The organism is Salinivibrio sp. IB868, from assembly GCF_001995655.1.
In the GTDB taxonomy this organism is placed as follows: domain Bacteria; phylum Pseudomonadota; class Gammaproteobacteria; order Enterobacterales; family Vibrionaceae; genus Salinivibrio; species Salinivibrio siamensis.
In genome coordinates this window covers 1-17209 of sequence record NZ_MUEW01000008.1, presented here as the reverse complement: position 1 = coordinate 17209, position 17209 = coordinate 1, and the positions used below count along the sequence as shown (strand labels likewise).

15 protein-coding genes and 1 rRNA gene are annotated in these 17209 nt (G+C 50.2%); 10 read left to right on the top strand and 6 right to left on the bottom strand.

Going from position 1 to position 17209, the window contains the following annotated elements; genetic code table 11:
• The 7 genes from lpxA to BZG20_RS09705 all read left to right on the top strand — a co-directional run bounded on the left by lpxA (position 1) and on the right by BZG20_RS09705 (position 10022).
• On the top strand, positions 1-789 hold the full coding sequence (gene lpxA / locus BZG20_RS09735; RefSeq protein WP_046074186.1) for an acyl-ACP--UDP-N-acetylglucosamine O-acyltransferase: 789 nt from the start codon (positions 1-3) through the stop codon (positions 787-789).
• Positions 789-1943, top strand: coding sequence for a lipid-A-disaccharide synthase (gene lpxB, locus BZG20_RS09730; RefSeq protein ID WP_077578865.1), 1155 nt, complete (start codon positions 789-791; stop codon positions 1941-1943). The genes lpxA and lpxB overlap by 1 nt, the downstream gene beginning before the upstream one ends.
• Positions 1936-2535, top strand: coding sequence for a ribonuclease HII (gene rnhB, locus BZG20_RS09725; protein ID WP_046074188.1), 600 nt, complete (start codon positions 1936-1938; stop codon positions 2533-2535). Before lpxB ends, rnhB begins: the two co-directional genes overlap by 8 nt.
• 46 nt (positions 2536-2581) lie before the next feature.
• The gene (gene dnaE, locus BZG20_RS09720) at positions 2582-6061 is read left to right on the top strand and encodes a DNA polymerase III subunit alpha (protein WP_077578863.1); all 3480 of its coding nucleotides are present in this window, start codon (positions 2582-2584) and stop codon (positions 6059-6061) included.
• A 55-nt stretch (positions 6062-6116) separates the two neighbouring features.
• Positions 6117-7076, top strand: a complete 960-nt coding sequence (gene accA, locus BZG20_RS09715; RefSeq protein ID WP_077578861.1) for an acetyl-CoA carboxylase carboxyl transferase subunit alpha — start codon at positions 6117-6119, stop codon at positions 7074-7076.
• Between the two features lie 95 nt (positions 7077-7171).
• Positions 7172-8482: a tRNA lysidine(34) synthetase TilS gene (gene tilS / locus BZG20_RS09710; RefSeq protein WP_108743411.1), complete on the top strand. Its 1311-nt coding sequence runs from the start codon at positions 7172-7174 to the stop codon at positions 8480-8482.
• 190 nt (positions 8483-8672) lie between these two features.
• Positions 8673-10022 (top strand): sodium-dependent transporter, encoded by a 1350-nt coding sequence (locus BZG20_RS09705; RefSeq protein WP_046074192.1) that lies wholly within the window; start codon positions 8673-8675, stop codon positions 10020-10022.
• Positions 10023-10091: 69 nt separating this feature from the next.
• Here the strand turns inward: BZG20_RS09705 and BZG20_RS09700 are convergent, their stop codons facing one another.
• From BZG20_RS09700 to BZG20_RS09685, 4 genes are all read right to left on the bottom strand, one after another.
• Positions 10092-10280, bottom strand: coding sequence for a DUF4250 domain-containing protein (locus BZG20_RS09700; protein WP_046074193.1), 189 nt, complete (start codon positions 10278-10280; stop codon positions 10092-10094).
• Position 10281: 1 nt separating this feature from the next.
• Positions 10282-10485, bottom strand: a complete 204-nt coding sequence (locus BZG20_RS09695) for a YaeP family protein (RefSeq protein ID WP_046074194.1) — start codon at positions 10483-10485, stop codon at positions 10282-10284.
• Positions 10486-10547: 62 nt separating this feature from the next.
• A complete protein-coding gene (locus BZG20_RS09690) occupies positions 10548-11402 on the bottom strand; it encodes a GGDEF domain-containing protein (RefSeq protein ID WP_077578858.1) in 855 nt (284 codons plus the stop codon).
• A gap of 120 nt (positions 11403-11522) precedes the next feature.
• Positions 11523-12653, bottom strand: a complete 1131-nt coding sequence (locus BZG20_RS09685) for a patatin-like phospholipase family protein (protein WP_077578856.1) — start codon at positions 12651-12653, stop codon at positions 11523-11525.
• A gap of 165 nt (positions 12654-12818) precedes the next feature.
• Between BZG20_RS09685 and BZG20_RS09680 the strand changes: the two genes are divergently transcribed.
• Entirely contained in the window at positions 12819-13439 is a 621-nt protein-coding gene (locus tag BZG20_RS09680; RefSeq protein WP_077578854.1) for a superoxide dismutase, read from the top strand.
• A gap of 66 nt (positions 13440-13505) precedes the next feature.
• Here the strand turns inward: BZG20_RS09680 and BZG20_RS09675 are convergent, their stop codons facing one another.
• The gene (locus BZG20_RS09675) at positions 13506-15221 is read right to left on the bottom strand and encodes a proline--tRNA ligase (protein WP_077578853.1); all 1716 of its coding nucleotides are present in this window, start codon (positions 15219-15221) and stop codon (positions 13506-13508) included.
• A gap of 44 nt (positions 15222-15265) precedes the next feature.
• Positions 15266-15991, bottom strand: coding sequence for a tRNA (N6-threonylcarbamoyladenosine(37)-N6)-methyltransferase TrmO (gene tsaA / locus BZG20_RS09670; protein WP_046074199.1), 726 nt, complete (start codon positions 15989-15991; stop codon positions 15266-15268).
• Positions 15992-16112: 121 nt separating this feature from the next.
• On the opposite strand from tsaA, the gene gmhB reads away from it, so the two are divergent.
• Both gmhB and BZG20_RS09660 read left to right on the top strand, forming a co-directional pair.
• Positions 16113-16667 (top strand): D-glycero-beta-D-manno-heptose 1,7-bisphosphate 7-phosphatase, encoded by a 555-nt coding sequence (gene gmhB / locus BZG20_RS09665; RefSeq protein WP_077578852.1) that lies wholly within the window; start codon positions 16113-16115, stop codon positions 16665-16667.
• 413 nt (positions 16668-17080) lie between these two features.
• A 16S ribosomal RNA gene (locus BZG20_RS09660) occupies positions 17081-17209 on the top strand; the annotation flags it as partial.

The following is a 17209-nucleotide window of genomic DNA, read 5'->3' as shown; positions in this document are numbered from 1 at the left end:
GTGATCCACGAAACGGCTTACATTCACCCCACTGCGGTTGTCGAAGACGGCGTCGTATTGGGCGAAAACGTAAAAATCGGCGCTTTTTCTTATATTGGCGAAGGGGTTGAAATCGGTACAGGTACCGAGGTGATGACACATGTTGTGATCAAAGGCCCGACCCGTATCGGCGCAGACAATCGCATTTATCAATTCGCTTCCATTGGTGAAGCGTGCCAAGATCTTAAATATGCTGGGGAGCCAACCACGCTAGAAATCGGTGATCGTAACACCATTCGTGAAAGCGTGACGATGCACCGTGGTACGGTCCAAGATAAAGGCGAAACCAAAGTTGGCAGCGACAACCTGTTTATGATTAATGCCCACGTCGCCCATGATTGTGTGGTCGGTAATCATTGTATTTTTGCCAACAACGCTACCTTAGCGGGCCACGTTCATGTCGATGATTATGCGATTGTCGGTGGCATGTCAGCCATTCACCAGTTCTGTGTGATTGGCAGCCACGCCATGCTCGGCGGTGGCTCGATTGTGGTTCAAGACGTCCCCCCTTATGTGATGGCACAGGGCAATCATTGCGCGCCATTTGGTATTAATGTGGAAGGCCTGAAGCGACGCGGGTTTGAAAAATCAGCGATTCGCGCCATTCGGGCGGTATATAAAAATATGTACCGCTCCGGTAAAACGTTGGAAGAAGTGAAAAAAGAGCTTGCAGAGCAAGCCGAGAGCGAGCCGGCGCTGGCTCTTTTCATTGACTTCTTTGAGCGTTCGACGCGAGGCGTTATTCGTTAATGTTACCGAGTGAACGTCCATTACGCGTTGGAATCGTCGCCGGAGAAATCTCCGGCGATGTTTTAGGTGAAGGCCTGATCAAAGCGATGCGAGCTCAACACCCTAATGTTGAGTTTGTCGGTATCGGTGGCCCAAGAATGATGGCTCAAGGCTGTCACAGCTTGTTCGATATGGAAGAGCTTTCTGTGATGGGGCTGGTGGAAGTGCTAGGACGACTGCCACGTTTGCTGAAAGTAAAAACGGCGTTGGTCAAGCATTTTACCGTCAATCCGCCGGATGTGTTCATTGGTATCGATGCCCCAGATTTTAATTTACGTCTCGAGGCATCATTAAAAAAAGCGGGGATCAAAACCGTTCACTATGTCAGCCCATCAGTGTGGGCATGGCGGCAAAAGCGGATTTTTAAGATTGCTGCAGCCACTGATCTGGTTCTGGCTTTTTTGCCCTTCGAGAAAGCGTTTTACGATAGGTTTAATGTGCCTTGTGCGTTTGTTGGCCATACCATGGCCGATAGCATTCCGATGCAGGTGGACAAACTCGCCGCGCAGAGTGCTCTTGGGTTAGATAGCCAAAAACGTTGGTTAGCAGTGCTGCCTGGCAGCCGTGGCAGTGAAATGTCGATGTTAGCTCCGCCGTTTTTACAAGCGTGTCAGCAACTAGCGGCGCGATATCCGGACTTGGGGTTTGTGGTCGCGCTCGTTAATGAAACCCGGCGACAGCAATTTGAGCAGGCTTGGCAAGCGATCGCGCCAGAGCTTTCATTTACCCTGGTTGATGATACGGCACGCCAAGTGATTAGCGCCGCCGACTCGGTGCTGCTCGCTTCTGGCACCGTAGCGTTAGAGTGCATGTTACTTAAACGCCCGATGGTGGTGGGATACAAGGTCAAGCCGGTCACGGCATGGCTTGCCAAACGCCTGCTTAAAACGCAGTATGTTTCCTTACCCAATATTCTCGCTGACGCGCCTTTAGTGCCGGAACTGCTGCAAGAAGAGTGTGAGCCAGGCGCACTGGCTGACGCGGTCAGTGCGCAATTAGACAGTGATAACCAGGCATTGTTGACCACCTTTACTGAGTTGCATCACACCATCCGCAAAGATGCGGATACGTCTGCAGCCAATGCCGTATTAAATTTATTAGATAGCCATGACTGAACACCCTTTTCACTACCCTGACGCACAGCTTATCGCGGGGGTCGACGAAGTCGGACGTGGGCCCTTGGTCGGTGCCGTGGTCACTGCCGCGGTGATTCTCGATCCGGCTCAGCCTATTGCGGGTCTAACGGACTCGAAAAAGTTGAGCGAGAAAAAACGGCTCGCGCTTTATGATCAAATCAAACAAAAAGCATTGGCTTGGTCAGTGGGGCGCGCAGAGCCTGATGAAATCGATTCGCTGAATATCTTAAATGCGACCATGCTGGCGATGCAGCGTGCGATTGATGGCTTATCGGTCACCCCTGATTACGCATTAATTGATGGCAACCGGGTACCATCCTTGCCGATGCCGGCACAGGCCGTGGTAAAAGGTGACCTGCGGGTAGCAGAAATTAGTGCCGCCTCGATCTTGGCGAAAGTCGATCGCGATCATGAAATGGCCATGTTGGATGCCGCTTACCCGAACTATGGGTTTGCTCAACACAAAGGCTATCCCACCAAGGTCCACATGGCGGCGTTGGCCGAGCATGGCGCTCTGCCAATGCATCGTAAAAGTTTTAAACCTGTTAAGCGCGCACTGGGCATTGACTAGTGCGTGCGGCGAATTCCAGCCCTATTACCGTTAAGTAACGAGCCGTATGTCTGAGCCACGTTTTGTCCATTTACGCATCCACAGTGACTTTTCCATGGTAGATGGGTTGTCCAAAGTGCCGCCACTGGTAAAAAAAGTGGCGGAAATGGGCATGCCCGCCATGGCGCTGACCGATTTCAGTAACCTTTGTGGGTTGGTCAAATTCTACAACACGGCCAATAACGTTGGTGTTAAGCCGATTATCGGCGCTGACTTTCTGGTCCAGTCTGACGCCTTTGGCGAGGAGCTTTGCCAGCTTACCTTGTTGGCGACCGATAAAGCCGGCTACAAGAACTTGACCTTGCTGATCTCCAAGGCCTACCTCCGAGGCCATATTCAGCACCGCCCAGTGATCGATCAGCAGTGGTTGGTTGAGCATGCACAAGGATTGATTGTGTTGTCTGGCGGCTGCCGCGGCGACTTGGGGAAAGCCTTACTCAAAGGCAATCAAACACTGGCTAAGGAATGCGCCCGTTTCTATCAAACCTATTTTCCCGATGCCTACTACATGGAGCTGGTGCGCACCGGGCGGCAAGATGAAGAAGTGTATCTCCATTTTGCGGTTGATTTCGCGACCGAGCATGACTTGCCTGTGGTGGCGACCAATGAAGTCTGCTTCATTTCATCTGAGGAGTTTGATGCGCATGAGATCCGAGTTGCGATTCATGATGGTTTCACTCTCGATGATCCTCGCCGTCCCAAGAAATACAGCGCCGAACAGTATTTGCGTACCGAGCAAGAGATGTGTGAGCTCTTCGCGGATATTCCCGAGGCACTGACCAATAGCGTAGAAATCGCCAAGCGATGTAACGTCCCGGTGCGGCTGAATGAGTACTTTTTGCCTAACTTCCCGACTGAGGGAATGGAAATTGATCAATATTTGGTTAAGCGCTCACAAGAAGGCTTGGAAGAACGTCTCGCTTTTCTCTTTCCTGACGAAGCGGAAAGAACGCGCCGACGCCCCGACTATGATGCTCGGCTAGAGCGCGAGCTTGGGGTCATCAACCAAATGGGGTTTCCCGGCTACTTTTTGATCGTCATGGAGTTTATCCAATGGTCAAAAGATAATGATATCCCCGTGGGCCCAGGACGCGGCTCAGGGGCTGGCTCTTTGGTGGCGTACGCCCTAAAAATCACCGATCTCGACCCGCTACAGTTTGATCTTCTGTTCGAGCGCTTTTTGAACCCCGAACGCGTCTCTATGCCTGACTTCGACGTCGACTTCTGCATGGACAAGCGGGATCTGGTGATCGATCACGTCGCTGAAATGTATGGCCGTGATGCGGTATCTCAGATCATTACTTTCGGTACCATGGCTGCGAAAGCCGTGATCCGCGATGTGGGCCGTGTGTTGGGCCATCCTTATGGTTTTGTGGACAGGATTTCCAAGCTGGTGCCACCAGACCCAGGTATGACCCTCGAGAAAGCCTTCGACGCCGAACCTCAGCTGGTCGAGGTTTATAACAACGATGAGGAAGTCAAAGCGCTGATTGACATGGCGCGGATGCTTGAAGGGGTAACCCGAAATGCGGGTAAGCACGCGGGCGGGGTGGTGATATCACCCACCACGATCACCGATTTCGCCCCCCTTTATTGCGACAGTGAAGGGCATCATCCGGTCACGCAGTTTGATAAAAACGACGTTGAAACCGCCGGTCTCGTTAAGTTTGACTTCTTGGGTCTGCGGACGCTGACCATCATCGACTGGGCGCTGGGGATGATAAATCCGCGCTTACAGCGTCAAGGGAAAGATCCTATTGATATCGCCGCGATTCCCATGGCGGACCAAGCGTCATTCGAGATGCTGCGTAAGGCAGAGACGACTGCGGTATTCCAGCTTGAATCACGTGGCATGAAAGAGCTGATTAAGCGCCTTCAGCCTGACTGCTTTGAAGACATGATCGCATTGGTGGCCTTGTTCCGGCCTGGGCCATTGCAATCTGGGATGGTGGATAACTTTATCGACCGTAAGCATGGCCGTGAAGTCGTGTCTTACCCGGATGAAAAATGGCAACACGACTCGTTGAAAGAAACGCTTGAGCCGACCTATGGCATCATTCTCTATCAAGAGCAGGTGATGCAGATTGCTCAGACACTCGCAGGCTACACCTTGGGTGGGGCGGACTTGTTGCGCCGGGCAATGGGTAAGAAAAAGCCAGAAGAAATGGCCAAGCAGCGAGACATCTTTGAAAAAGGGGCGATTGCCAACGGCATTGATGGCGAGCTGGCAATGCGGATCTTTGACTTGGTAGAAAAGTTCGCCGGCTATGGCTTTAACAAGTCGCACTCAGCCGCATACGCGCTGGTCTCTTACCAAACCTTGTGGTTGAAAGCTCACTACCCGGCGGAGTTCATGGCGGCGGTAATGACCGCGGATATGGATAACACCGATAAAGTGGTTGGCTTGGTCGAGGAGTGTCGGCGAATGAAGTTGACGGTGTTACCGCCGGATGTGAATGCGGGACTGCACCATTTCACCGTCAATGAACAAGGGGAAATTGTTTACGGTATTGGGGCGATAAAAGGGGTCGGTGAAGGCCCTATCGACACCATTGTCGCCGCGCGAGAGCAAGACGGTTATTTCCGCGACTTGTTTGATTTTTGCGCCCGCATTGATACCAAAAAAGTCAATAAGCGCGTGATAGAGCGCCTGATCCGCGCTGGTGCCATGGACAAACTCGGCCCTCATCGTGCGGCGATGATGGCCTCGGTCGATGAAGCTATTCGTGCTGCGAGCCAACATCACCAAGCGGAAGCCTACGGGCAAACCGATATGTTTGGGGTGTTGACCGATGCCCCCGAAGAAGTCGAGCATGCCTATGCGCATGCCAACCCGTGGCCAGATAAAGTATGGTTAGAAGGGGAGCGGGAAACACTGGGCTTGTATCTGACCGGTCATCCGATCAACAGTTACCGCAAAGAGCTAAAAAACTATATCACGTGGCGGCTCGAGGATGCTCATGCAACGAAACGCGATGTGGTGTCGACGGTGGCAGGATTAGTGATCGCAGCTCGGGTGATGACCACTAAACGAGGGTCTCGATTAGGGATCCTCACACTAGACGATCGCTCAGGGCGTATGGAAGTGATGCTTTTCTCTGATGTGCTCGACAAATATCTCGATTTAGTGGAGAAAGATCGAATTTTAGTGGTCTCAGGACAGGTCAGCTTTGATGACTTCAACGGGGGGCTTAAAATGACCGCCCGTGAAGTGATGGACATTAGTCAGGCGCGGGAAAAATATGCGCGTTGTTTAGGGATATCGATGACATCTGAGCAGGTCGATGCGCCCTTTTTTGAACGGTTTCATGATGCACTGGCACCCTACCGATCCGGTACCGTTCCTGTGAATCTTTACTATCAGCGCGACGATGCGCGCGCGCGGTTACGCTTAGGCGCAGAGTGGCGCGTAACGCCAACCGATGAATTAATCGACACCTTGAAAGGCTTGCTCGGTAACGAGCAGGTCGAATTAGAGTTTAACTAAGCCAGGCTGGTGACGTAACGCGTACACTGGCGGTGACCAATAGGATTCTCTTGGTATGAGTCTTAATTTTTTAGAGTTTGAACAACCTATCGCAGAACTAGAAGCCAAAATTGAGGCCCTTCGCGCTGTCTCTAAGCGGGGTGGAGAAGACGCGGTTAACTTAGATAAAGAAATTGAGCAACTGGAAACAAAAAGCCTTGAGCTGACGCGAAAGATTTTTGGTGATTTAGGCGCATGGCAGGTGGCACAACTGGCGCGTCATCCTCAACGTCCTTATACCTACGACTATCTGGATCGCATTTTCCATGAATTTGATGAATTGGCTGGCGACCGCGCCTATGCTGACGATAAAGCATTGGTGGGAGGAATGGCGCGATTAGAAGGGCGTCCAGTGATGGTGATTGGTCATCAAAAAGGACGAGACACCAATGAAAAGGTTAAGCGTAACTTTGGTATGCCCAAGCCTGAGGGCTATCGAAAAGCGCTGCGTCTGATGAAAATGGCCGAGCGTTTTAATATGCCGGTGATTACCTTTATCGATACCGCAGGCGCTTACCCAGGTGTCGGTGCCGAGGAGCGAGGCCAATCAGAGGCGATTGCACGTAACCTCAAAGAAATGGCGGGCCTAACCGTGCCGGTAATTTGTAATGTGGTCGGTGAAGGTGGTTCAGGTGGCGCGTTGGCGATTGGCGTGGGTGACTATGTCAATATGCTGCAGTACTCCACCTACTCGGTGATCTCCCCCGAGGGTTGTGCATCTATTTTGTGGCGTGATGCTGCAAAAGCGCCGCAAGCGGCTGATGCGATGGGGATAACCGCCCCACGCCTCAAAGAGCTTGGCTTGATTGACAGTGTGATCACTGAGCCACTGGGGGGCGCACACCGCGACATTAACGCGATGGCTGAGAGCATTAAGCAAACGCTGCTTACCCAGCTAAGCGATTTAGACAGTCTTGATATCGAAAGCTTGCGGGATCGCCGCTATCAGCGCTTGCTCAATTACGGTTACTGCTAATCGTGATGGAATGAACTGCGATAAAGGGCCTGCGGGCCCTTTTCTTTTACGTAAAGGGCAGTAACAATGACACATTATATCAATGATGAATGGCTATGCTTTACCATCAACTGAGTGACACATTAGCCCCGCTGACATCGGCACCGCGACAGGTGGTGCTAGCGCTCAGTGGCGGGTTAGACTCTCGCGTGTTGCTTGAATTATTAACGCAGTATCGCGACCAGCACCCCCAACATGATTACCTTGTGGTTCATGTTCATCACGGTTTGCATCCCGACGCAGATAGATGGGCGGAACAGTGCCAAACGTGGGCGGACAACGCCGGATTTCGCTGTTGCGTGGAAAGGGTAAGATTGGATACGTCGCTCAGTGTGGAACATGCGGCAAGACAAGCAAGGTATCAGGCCATCGCGCACCTGCTTGAGCCCAATGGACTGGTGTTAACCGCTCAGCATAGCGATGATCAGGTTGAAACCTTTTTCCTCGCGCTAAAACGCGGCAGTGGTTTGGAAGGTTTAGCAGGGATGCCAGCGGTGCGAGCTCTCGGGCAAGGCTATCTGGTGCGTCCTTTTTTGACGCAATCACGGGCGAGCCTCGAGGCGTATGCGCGCCAACATCAACTCGATTGGGTAGACGATCCGAGCAACCAAGACACGCGATTTGATCGCAATTTTTTGCGTCAGCACTGGTTACCGCAAGCGGATACGCGCTGGCCAGGGTTTCGTAAAGCGGTACAACGGACCCAACTTCTGTGTGCCGAACAAGCTTCGTTATTGGCACGTTTGATTGAGCCTATGGTGACACAGGCGGAGACAGAAGCAGGTAGCCTGCCTATTACCGCATTACCACAAGACGATTTAGCACTCACGCAGGCCATGCTGCGCCATTGGCTAAAGCGTCACAGTATTACCTTAACGCAAGCACAGTTACAGGCATTGCTCTCAGATGTCATCAACGCTAAATCGGATGCCAACCCAAGCTTGAGCGTGGGAACGGTGAGCATTCGCCGCTTCCAGCAACAGCTTTATATCGTGATGCCTTATGCAGATTTATCTCAATGGCAGGGCACATTGACGTCAGAATCGCCGTTAGTGCTGCCAGATGGACTGGGTACCTTATACTTACTGCCTTATTCGTCGACAGCGAAAGGACTCGCGCTGGGAGATCTCGCGTCGCGGGCACTGCATGTACACTTTAACCCTCGTGGCTTATCGATTCATCCTGCTGGCCGACAAGGGCGTCGAAAGCTGAAAAAACTTTACCAAGAAGCGGGGATCCCCAGCTGGTTGCGCCGACGCCAACCGATTATTTGCGATGGCGAGACAGTGGTGGCCATTGCCGATAGGTATGTTAGCCAGACCGCGAGCGGTAAACAATGGCGGCTTATTTGGCAGCAAGAGTCTTAGTCTCCTTGTCACCTGTGCGATTTGCTCACTGAACATCGCTCACAAGGTGCCAGAGCAAACGTCGGGCGAGCTGGATGAGATCAGAACACTGAGCTGGTGATGATTAATTGAGCAGTTAGGCTATCTTGTCTTGCTTAATCGTGACGAATTACTTAATGTACTAGTCTAATGATACATAAGGTAAGCAGTAATGGCATCAAGTCGCGAATTATTTGGTACTAGGATTGGCTTTGTTCTTGCTGCAGCAGGTGCTGCAGTTGGACTGGGTAATATTTGGGGATTTCCCACTCAAGCGGCCAGTAATGGCGGAGGCGCCTTTTTACTCGTCTACTTGTTGATGATTTTGCTGGTTGCATTTCCCATGCTGGTGGTGGAAATGGCGATTGGCCGTCATGGGCGTGCGAATCCACTGGATAGCATGCGTGCACTGAGTGATAATCCTTTGATGAAGCGCTTAGGAAGCGGTGTGGGTTTAGTGGGACTGGCCGTTCCTTGTATGGTGCTGGCGTTCTATAGCATTGTTGGAGGCTGGTTAGTGTCATTCCTCCTCGCCGCGGTTGCAGAGATCTTGCACTTTACCGACGTGGCAGCATGGTTAAAAGGCTTCTCGGCTTCACGTAACTTGTTTGGCGCCATCCTCTTTTATGTGTTGACGATCTTTATTGTGCAAGCAGGTGTGAAACAAGGTATTGAGCGTTGGTCAACCCGTTTGATGCCAGCGTTATTCGTGCTGTTTGCCGCGATGTTCCTCTACATCATGACGTTACCTGGGGCGACAGAGGGTTTAAAGCACTACCTTATTCCTGACTTCTCCAAGATCATGGACAGAGATCTGCTCTTGGCAGCGATGGGGCAAGGCTTCTTCTCGTTGACCATTGGTGGATGTTCGATGCTGATCTACGGCTCTTACCTGAGTCAGAAAGAAAACCTGCCTAAGATGGCATTGAGTGTCACGCTGGTAGATACCGCGGTGGCAGTCATTGCCGGTCTAGTGGTTCTGCCCGCGATGTTCGTGGCGATGAATCAGGGCGTCGAAATCTATGCTCAAGATGGCAGCTTGCTGAGTGCCGATACACTGGTATTTACCGTGTTACCTTTGTTGTTTGAAAGCTTGGGCGCTGCAGGGCCTTATGTCTCTTTGGTCTTTTTCTTGTTGATGACCATTGCGGCGCTGACTTCTTCTATCTCGATGCTCGAGTGCCCGGTCGCGCTCGCCAGTGAACGGTTAGGCTCAAGCCGTAAAATCACCAGTTGGGTACTGGGTGGACTGATTGCTGCATTCAGTGCCGTTATCGTGTTTCATTTTGGCACTTTATTTGGACTTGTAGCGAAAGTGGCAACACAGTACTTCCAGCCTTTTGCTGCCTTGCTATTCTGCTTGTTTGGTGGGTGGATTTGGTCGCGTGACCGCAAATTGTCAGCCTTGCGTGAAGGGTACGAGGATATTGAGCAGGGGATGTTTTGGAAGGTATGGCCTGTCTACGTCAAGTTCGTTTGTCCTGTCTTAGTGGCAACCGTCCTTTGGGTTTCGTTGGGTTAACAAGCGTACTGGGAAAGTCAATGCAGACAAAAAGCGGACCATGTGTCCGCTTTTTCCGTAGGTATGGGCTTAGCGAAATTGGTTGGCGTCTTCGATATACGTAAAGCCTGCTTCTTCGAGCCGCGTGCACAACACGGCTTTGTCGATATCATAATAACGAACCAGATCCTCTAAGCTGTCAAACTCGTCACGTAGTTTCATATTGACGATGCTCATCAGCATGACAGGGTCCATGGTGGCGTAATTGTTTAAATCCATCTTAGTCCTCGTGATCGCTGATCAACAAGTTGGCCGCGGCAAATGCGGCTTGCTCTCGACGCGCTTGCTGGATCTCAGTGTCTTGTGCAATATCGTTGAGGGCTTTTAATGCGCAATGGATCGCCGCCGGTATATAGCCTTGTTCGCCACTGCCAATTTCTGCATAGCGTTGGCGAATTAAGTCACAGCAGTCTGCTATTTTCATGGTGTTCTCCTCAAGTAATGATGAGGATCACTATACCCAATCTCGTTAGGGAGAGGAAAGCGCTAACGTGCGCGTTTTTGCCGGTACATACTTTGGTCGGCGCGCTCATAGAGCGACAAGTTATTATCACCTTGTCGATAGACAGAGAAACCCACTGACGCGCTGATCTGGTGACTTGATAACAAATGATCTTGGCTAACTAAGCTCTTCACTCGTGAGGTCACGTGTTTCACTGAGCTCTTACTGGCAGGTTGCAAGATAACGGCAAACTCATCGCCACCGAGTCGATAACAACGATCGCTGCCACGCACGGCTTCTTTGACCAGCAATGAAAAACGACGTAGTACCTTATCACCATCCAAATGGCCATAGGTATCGTTGACTTGTTTGAAGTTGTCCATATCGAACATCACCATGACCAGACCAATATTTTCCCGTTCACAGACTGCGACGGCATGCTGAAGGTCTTGTTCAAAGCTGGTGCGGTTATGTAGGCCAGTGAGGCCATCGAGCAATGCCATGTTTTTCACTCGCGTATATTCAACGGCATTATTCAGCGGGCCGGCGAGCAGCTTGTGATAGGTATGGAGCAAGCTGATTTCATCTGGGTCGAGCTTGTAAGGGGTAGAGTATTGCAACACACCCAATGGCTGCTTATTGAACTTGATGGAAAACGTCTGACGAAATGTGTGTTGTGCGCCACGACGAATGATGTTGGAGATATCATCATGCTCCCAAATAATTCGCCCAATATCGATCTGCTTTTCTAGTTCACGCGCATACACTTCAAACAACACTTTGATATCAAGGTGGCCTTGCAGCTTTTGTAACAACAACAAACGTTGATCGGCACCGAGCGGGACAATCCGCGGGGCGCGATCAGAGTTTGTATATTGTTTGATGTGCGAGGCATTCATGCGTGATCAACTACTCAGTAACAACGTCGGTTTCAATCTATGAAGCAGGTATCGTGCCAGTCTATATATTTTTGCGAATGGCGATGGGTGGATGCGAGTGAGGATACTGTTTTAAAGTAACTAATCTGTCAATAAAGAAAGGATCTCAGACTGGTGATTGTGTGCATCACGGTAACCAATGTCAATCAACTGGCGAAGGTATGCCGGCTCAAATAATAGATAACTGGCAAAGGTGGCATCTTGACTGGCATTAATCCCCAAAAGTTTAAGCAAGCTGCGCAATGCGAGTGGCATATGGCTGTAGTAGCGGTTCGCCATGGGTTCAAATGGCTCTGAAGGCCGAAGGTGGAGAACATCAATGTGGCGCAGCCCTAGACGCTCTTTTTGGTCGGGAGATAAAGCGCTGGCAACATGATTAAGCCGTTGTAAATGCTCTAAGTCTGCCGAGAGCGTATCGGCAAAGATCGCATTCATTAAATGACCGCCGAGCATCGCTAAACCTGGCGCGGTGTGTTTAATTTGTTCAGGCCGCCGTATCCCTGTGGTCAGATCCAGAATTAAAATCCGCTCCGCGTCCATTTTGACAGCGGGACGCAACGGGGAAATTTGGTGAATGGCGCCATCACCATAAAATTCGTGACCAATCCTGGAGGCGGGAAAAATGAAAGGAATGGCAGAAGAGGCCAGTAAGTGTTCGGTGGAAATTTGACTTCGTTTTCCCACTGCACGGGCTCTTTCCCATGGTTTGATATGTGATGCGCCTTGAAAGAAGCTCACCGATTGCCCCGTTTGGTAGTTTGAGGCCGTGACAGACAAGCCATTCAAATGCCCAGCCAGTAATTGATAGTTAAGCTTGTTAAAGCTGATCGTTTGATTCAGTAACTCTCTTAATGGCCGGTTATTGAGCAACCCGAAAGGCTGAGTGGGCTGGTAGTGAGATTGAAAGCGTTGCCCGGTTTGCGACAAAAGATGGCCGATAAGTGCACTGGGCTGACTGGCGAGCACCCGAGAGGTGTTCAACCGATGCCATAGCCAAGACAATTTTTTGACGCCTAGTCGAAAACATGACGCATAGCTTGCCAAAGATACCGCGTTGATAGCACCGGCGGATGTGCCGCAATAAATGGTAAATGGACTCGTGTGCACACGCGGATACCAGTGAGCGATGGCCGATAAGACACCCACTTGATAAGCCGCTCGTGCGCCGCCGCCGGTGAGTACCAAGGCAATTTTAGGTTTGTTTTTTGACATAGGGCTACCATTATTACCGCGCTAACAGTTTGATTATAGATGCTCTTTTATCTCACGCGCGGCGGTATATCACAGACCCTAAATATCATTAATGATAATTAGGTTGAAAATTGTTATCAATTCGATCTAGGCTGGTGGTGTCTTAATCATCAATGGAGTGACACTATGACTTATCCTTTTCCGGATCTTCCTTATGCCTACGATGCGCTAGCGCCCCACATTGATGAGGCGACGATGCGCATTCATCATCAGCGTCACCACAAAACCTATTACGATAAATTTGTTGCGGCGATCGAAGAGACGGCGCGTAATGGTGAATCGCTTGAGGCTTTGTTTGCTGAGATTTCAACGCTGCCTGCTGCCATCCGTAATAATGGCGGTGGTTATTACAATCATTTGGTGTACTGGCAATCAATGACACCTAACCCTAAGGGGGCACCAGAAGGGCCGCTCTACGATGCCATTGTAGCGACGTACGGCTCACTTGATGCGTTTAAAGAGGCCTTTAGTCAGGCGGCCATTGGTCAGTTTGGTTCAGGCTTTGCGTGGCTGGTGGTGAAAGAAGATGGACAGCTTGCGATTACATCGACACCTAATCAAGACAATCCATTGATGGATGTTGCTGAGGTGAAAGGGGAGCCTCTGCTAGGTTGCGATGTGTGGGAGCATGCTTATTATCTTAGTTATCAGAATAAGCGGCCAGATTATGTCAATGCTTGGTGGCAAGTAGTCAACTGGGATTTTGCTGAAAAGGCATACCAAAAAGCGCTTGAGACGATTAGCTGATGCAACATTAGCTAATATAAAATGCCCCGCAGAGCGGGGCATTAAAATGGTACTGTCAGTTCCGGCTTAGCTAAGCTTGGATTGAATAAACGTCAGTGCATCGTCGATAGCAAAAGGCACTTTTTCGCCCTCTCGACGGTGTTTATATTCGAATACACCGTTGTCCATGCTGCGTTCACCAATCACTACCGTGTGAGGCACGCCGACAAGCTCAATATCAGAGAACATTACACCTGGACGCTCTTTACGGTCGTCAAAGAGTACATCGATACCTGCCGCTGAGAGATCGGCGTATAGCTTTTCAGCCGCTTCACGCACACGTTCAGATTTGTGCATGTTCATGGGGACAATGGCCACCTTGAAAGGCGCGATAGCGTCAGGCCATATAATTCCGTTTTGGTCATGGTTTTGCTCAATGGCTGCAGCCACAACACGCGTAATACCAATACCGTAACAGCCCATTTCTAACAAGGCGTTCTTACCATCTTGGCCTAGCACGCCTGCATTCATCTTTTGTGAGTAATTATTGCCCAGCTGGAAGATATGGCCCACTTCGATGCCACGCTTAAACATCAATGTGCCGTTACCACAAGGGCTAGGATCGCCTTCAATGACATTGCGCAGGTCGGCGACTTGACCCAGCTGTACATCGCGTTCCCAATTTATTCCGAAGTAGTGTTTGTCGTCGGTATTTGCACCGGCACCAAAGTCACTCATCACTGCAACACTGCGATCAACGATGAAAGGTGCGGGTAGGTTTACCGGGCCCAAAGAGCCAGGACCGGCACCGACAAGTGCACGTATCTCTTCTTCGGTGGCGAAAGTCAGCGGGGCGGCAACCTCTGGTAGGTTTTCTGCTTTCACTTCGTTGAGTTCATGATCACCACGGATGATTAGCGCGATAAGATCAGACTCGACCTGTTCAGACGCTTTGACGAAAAGCGTCTTCACCGTTTTTTCAATGGGAAGATCAAACTGCTCAACCAGTTCAGCGATGGTTTTTGCATTTGGCGTATCGACCAATTCCATCGCTTGGGTTGGCGCATCAGCCTGATCTTTGGGCGCGAGCGCTTCAGCTTTTTCGAGATTCGCTGCGTATTCAGACTCAGTCGAGAAAGCAATCAGGTCTTCACCACTGTCTGCCAAAACATGGAACTCGTGTGAGGCGGAACCACCAATTGCGCCGGTATCAGCCAGCACCGCGCGATAGTCTAATCCCATACGGTCAAAGATGGCGCAGTAAGCGGCACGCATCTTTTCGTAGCTCTGCTCCATGCCTGCTTTATCAATATCGAAACTGTAGGCATCCTTCATGGTAAATTCGCGAGAGCGCATGACGCCAAAACGTGGGCGTACTTCGTCACGGAATTTGGTTTGGATTTGATACAGGTTGAGCGGCAGTTGCTTGTAAGAATTAATTTCGTTACGCGCCAAGTGCGTAATCACTTCTTCATGCGTAGGACCCAAGACAAAATCGCGTTGATGGCGGTCAGCGATACGCAGTAACTCAGGGCCAAATTTTTCCCAACGTCCCGTTTCTTGCCATAAATCTGCTGGTTGCACGACAGGCATCATGGTTTCGACGGCACCGGCACGATTCATCTCTTCGCGGACAATACGCTCAACATGTTGAAGGACGCGAACACCTGTGGGGAGCCAAGTATAAAGGCCTGAAGCGAGTTTTCGAATCATACCCGCGCGCAGCATCAGCTGATGGCTGACAATTTCTGCGTCGCTAGGGGTTTCTTTCAAAGTAGAAAGCAGATATTGACTGGTACGCATGTAAAGTTATCCGTTGATATTGGCGATCAATAAGTTCAAGCATATTAACAGCGTGGGGGAGTTTCGACAAAAGCTTCTATGGAAGCCACTTCGATTTGCTCGTTTTGAACGTAAAACGTGACGTTAAAGTCGAACAGGTGAACCGCATAGCGGCGATTATCCGGTTGACCTTTTCTGTAAGCCGGGCGTGGATCTTGCGCTAAGACTTCAGCAATCACGCTTTGATAGTATGCTTGCTGAGGGTATGGAGATAAGGCCAATAAGGCTCGGTCAGAGAAATGAACATCGAGCGGAGTAGGTTTGGTTTGAGCAAATCCGCCTTGGGCGTCGGCAATACTGTCAGAGTAAGGAATATATGGCTTAATATCGACAATCGGAGTTTGGTCAACAAGATCACACCCTCGTAATACCAAGATGACTTGCCCGCTATCTTGAGTGACATCAACCAGCTCTACGGCTGACATACCAATGCCATTAGGACGAAATGTAGCTCGGCTAGCAAACACACCCATTCTCTCATTCCCCCCCAGTCGAGGTGGACGGACGGTAGGGCGCCATCCCCTATCTAGGTTCTGATCAAAAAGAAAAAGTAACCAAAGGTGGGAGTATTGTTCAATGCCTCGCACGGCGTCGATCTGATTGGCATCCCCCTGCAAGTAAAGATAAGCGAGTGCGTTAGGCGCTAACCCAGGTTGACGAGGTACCGCAAATTTCTCTTTAAAAGGAGAATGAAGTGTGCCAATCGGCGTGATAGAAAACTGGGAACACATAATCAAATAAACCGAAAATAAAGTGGGTATACTTTAGCATGTGATAGAAGAGGGGAGTATGGATGCAAGTCAGTCTTGGGCGTGACATAATCCCAACATTATTTACCGAGGGGAACAACGCGTGAGTCTTCCAGCCGTTTTTATCGATCGTGATGGTGTCGTTAATGTCGATCACGGTTATGTGTCTAGTATCGATAGCTTTGAATATATTGAGGGCGTGTTCGACGCATGTAGGGCGCTGAAAGAAAGAGGCTATTTACTCGTCCTCGTGACCAACCAAGCCGGTATCGCGAGAGGTTACTACACTGAGCAAGATTTTTTGCAATTGACTGAATGGATGGACTGGAACTTTGCTGACAAAGGTGTCGATTTTGATGGGATATACTACTGCCCCCATCATCCCAGCGAAGGAAGCGGGAAATACCGCATCGAGTGTGAGTGTCGCAAGCCTAAGCCTGGAATGCTTCTAGATGCAGCGAAAGAGCTCAATATCGACCTCGTCCACTCTGTCATGGTGGGAGATAAAGCAGATGACATGATAGCGGCAGAGGCTGCGGGCATTACTACGCGTTTTCTTGTTCGCTCTGGTAAACCTATCACCGAGCAGGGCGTCGCATTAGCCACTGAGGTGGTTAATTCGATCGCGGATATACCCACGTTAATCTCTCGCCGCTAAAAAGCTGTCTTTATAGAGTGAGTTGGCGATTATTTGCTCGGTTAGATTTTTTTGAACAAAAACGCTTGCATCCAAAAATCTACCCTCTATAATTCGCTTCTCGTTGGCACGGCAAACCGCGCTAACAACGGCAAAACAAACGAGCAAAACAAAACGCTTGACTCATTGCCGAGGTGGCGTAAAATGCCACTCCCGCTCAAGATTGAGCGGCGCTCTTTAACAATTTGACCTATGCAATCTGTGTGGGCACTCGTTGAGAATAGACAAAAAGATTTATTCGATGAACTGAGTGACCAAACGACAACTTTAATAGTTGTTCAGCACAGTCAATTCGTTTGTCTCGTAAGAGACGAACAAAACAGTATTTATCGAGCCGTTTGTCTTTCCTTTTGGGAAAGCAAACACCAAAACTTAAATTGAAGAGTTTGATCATGGCTCAGATTGAACGCTGGCGGCAGGCCTAACACATGCAAGTCGAGCGGAAACGGCAGTATTGAAGCTTCGGTGGATTTACTGGACGTCGAGCGGCGGACGGGTGAGTA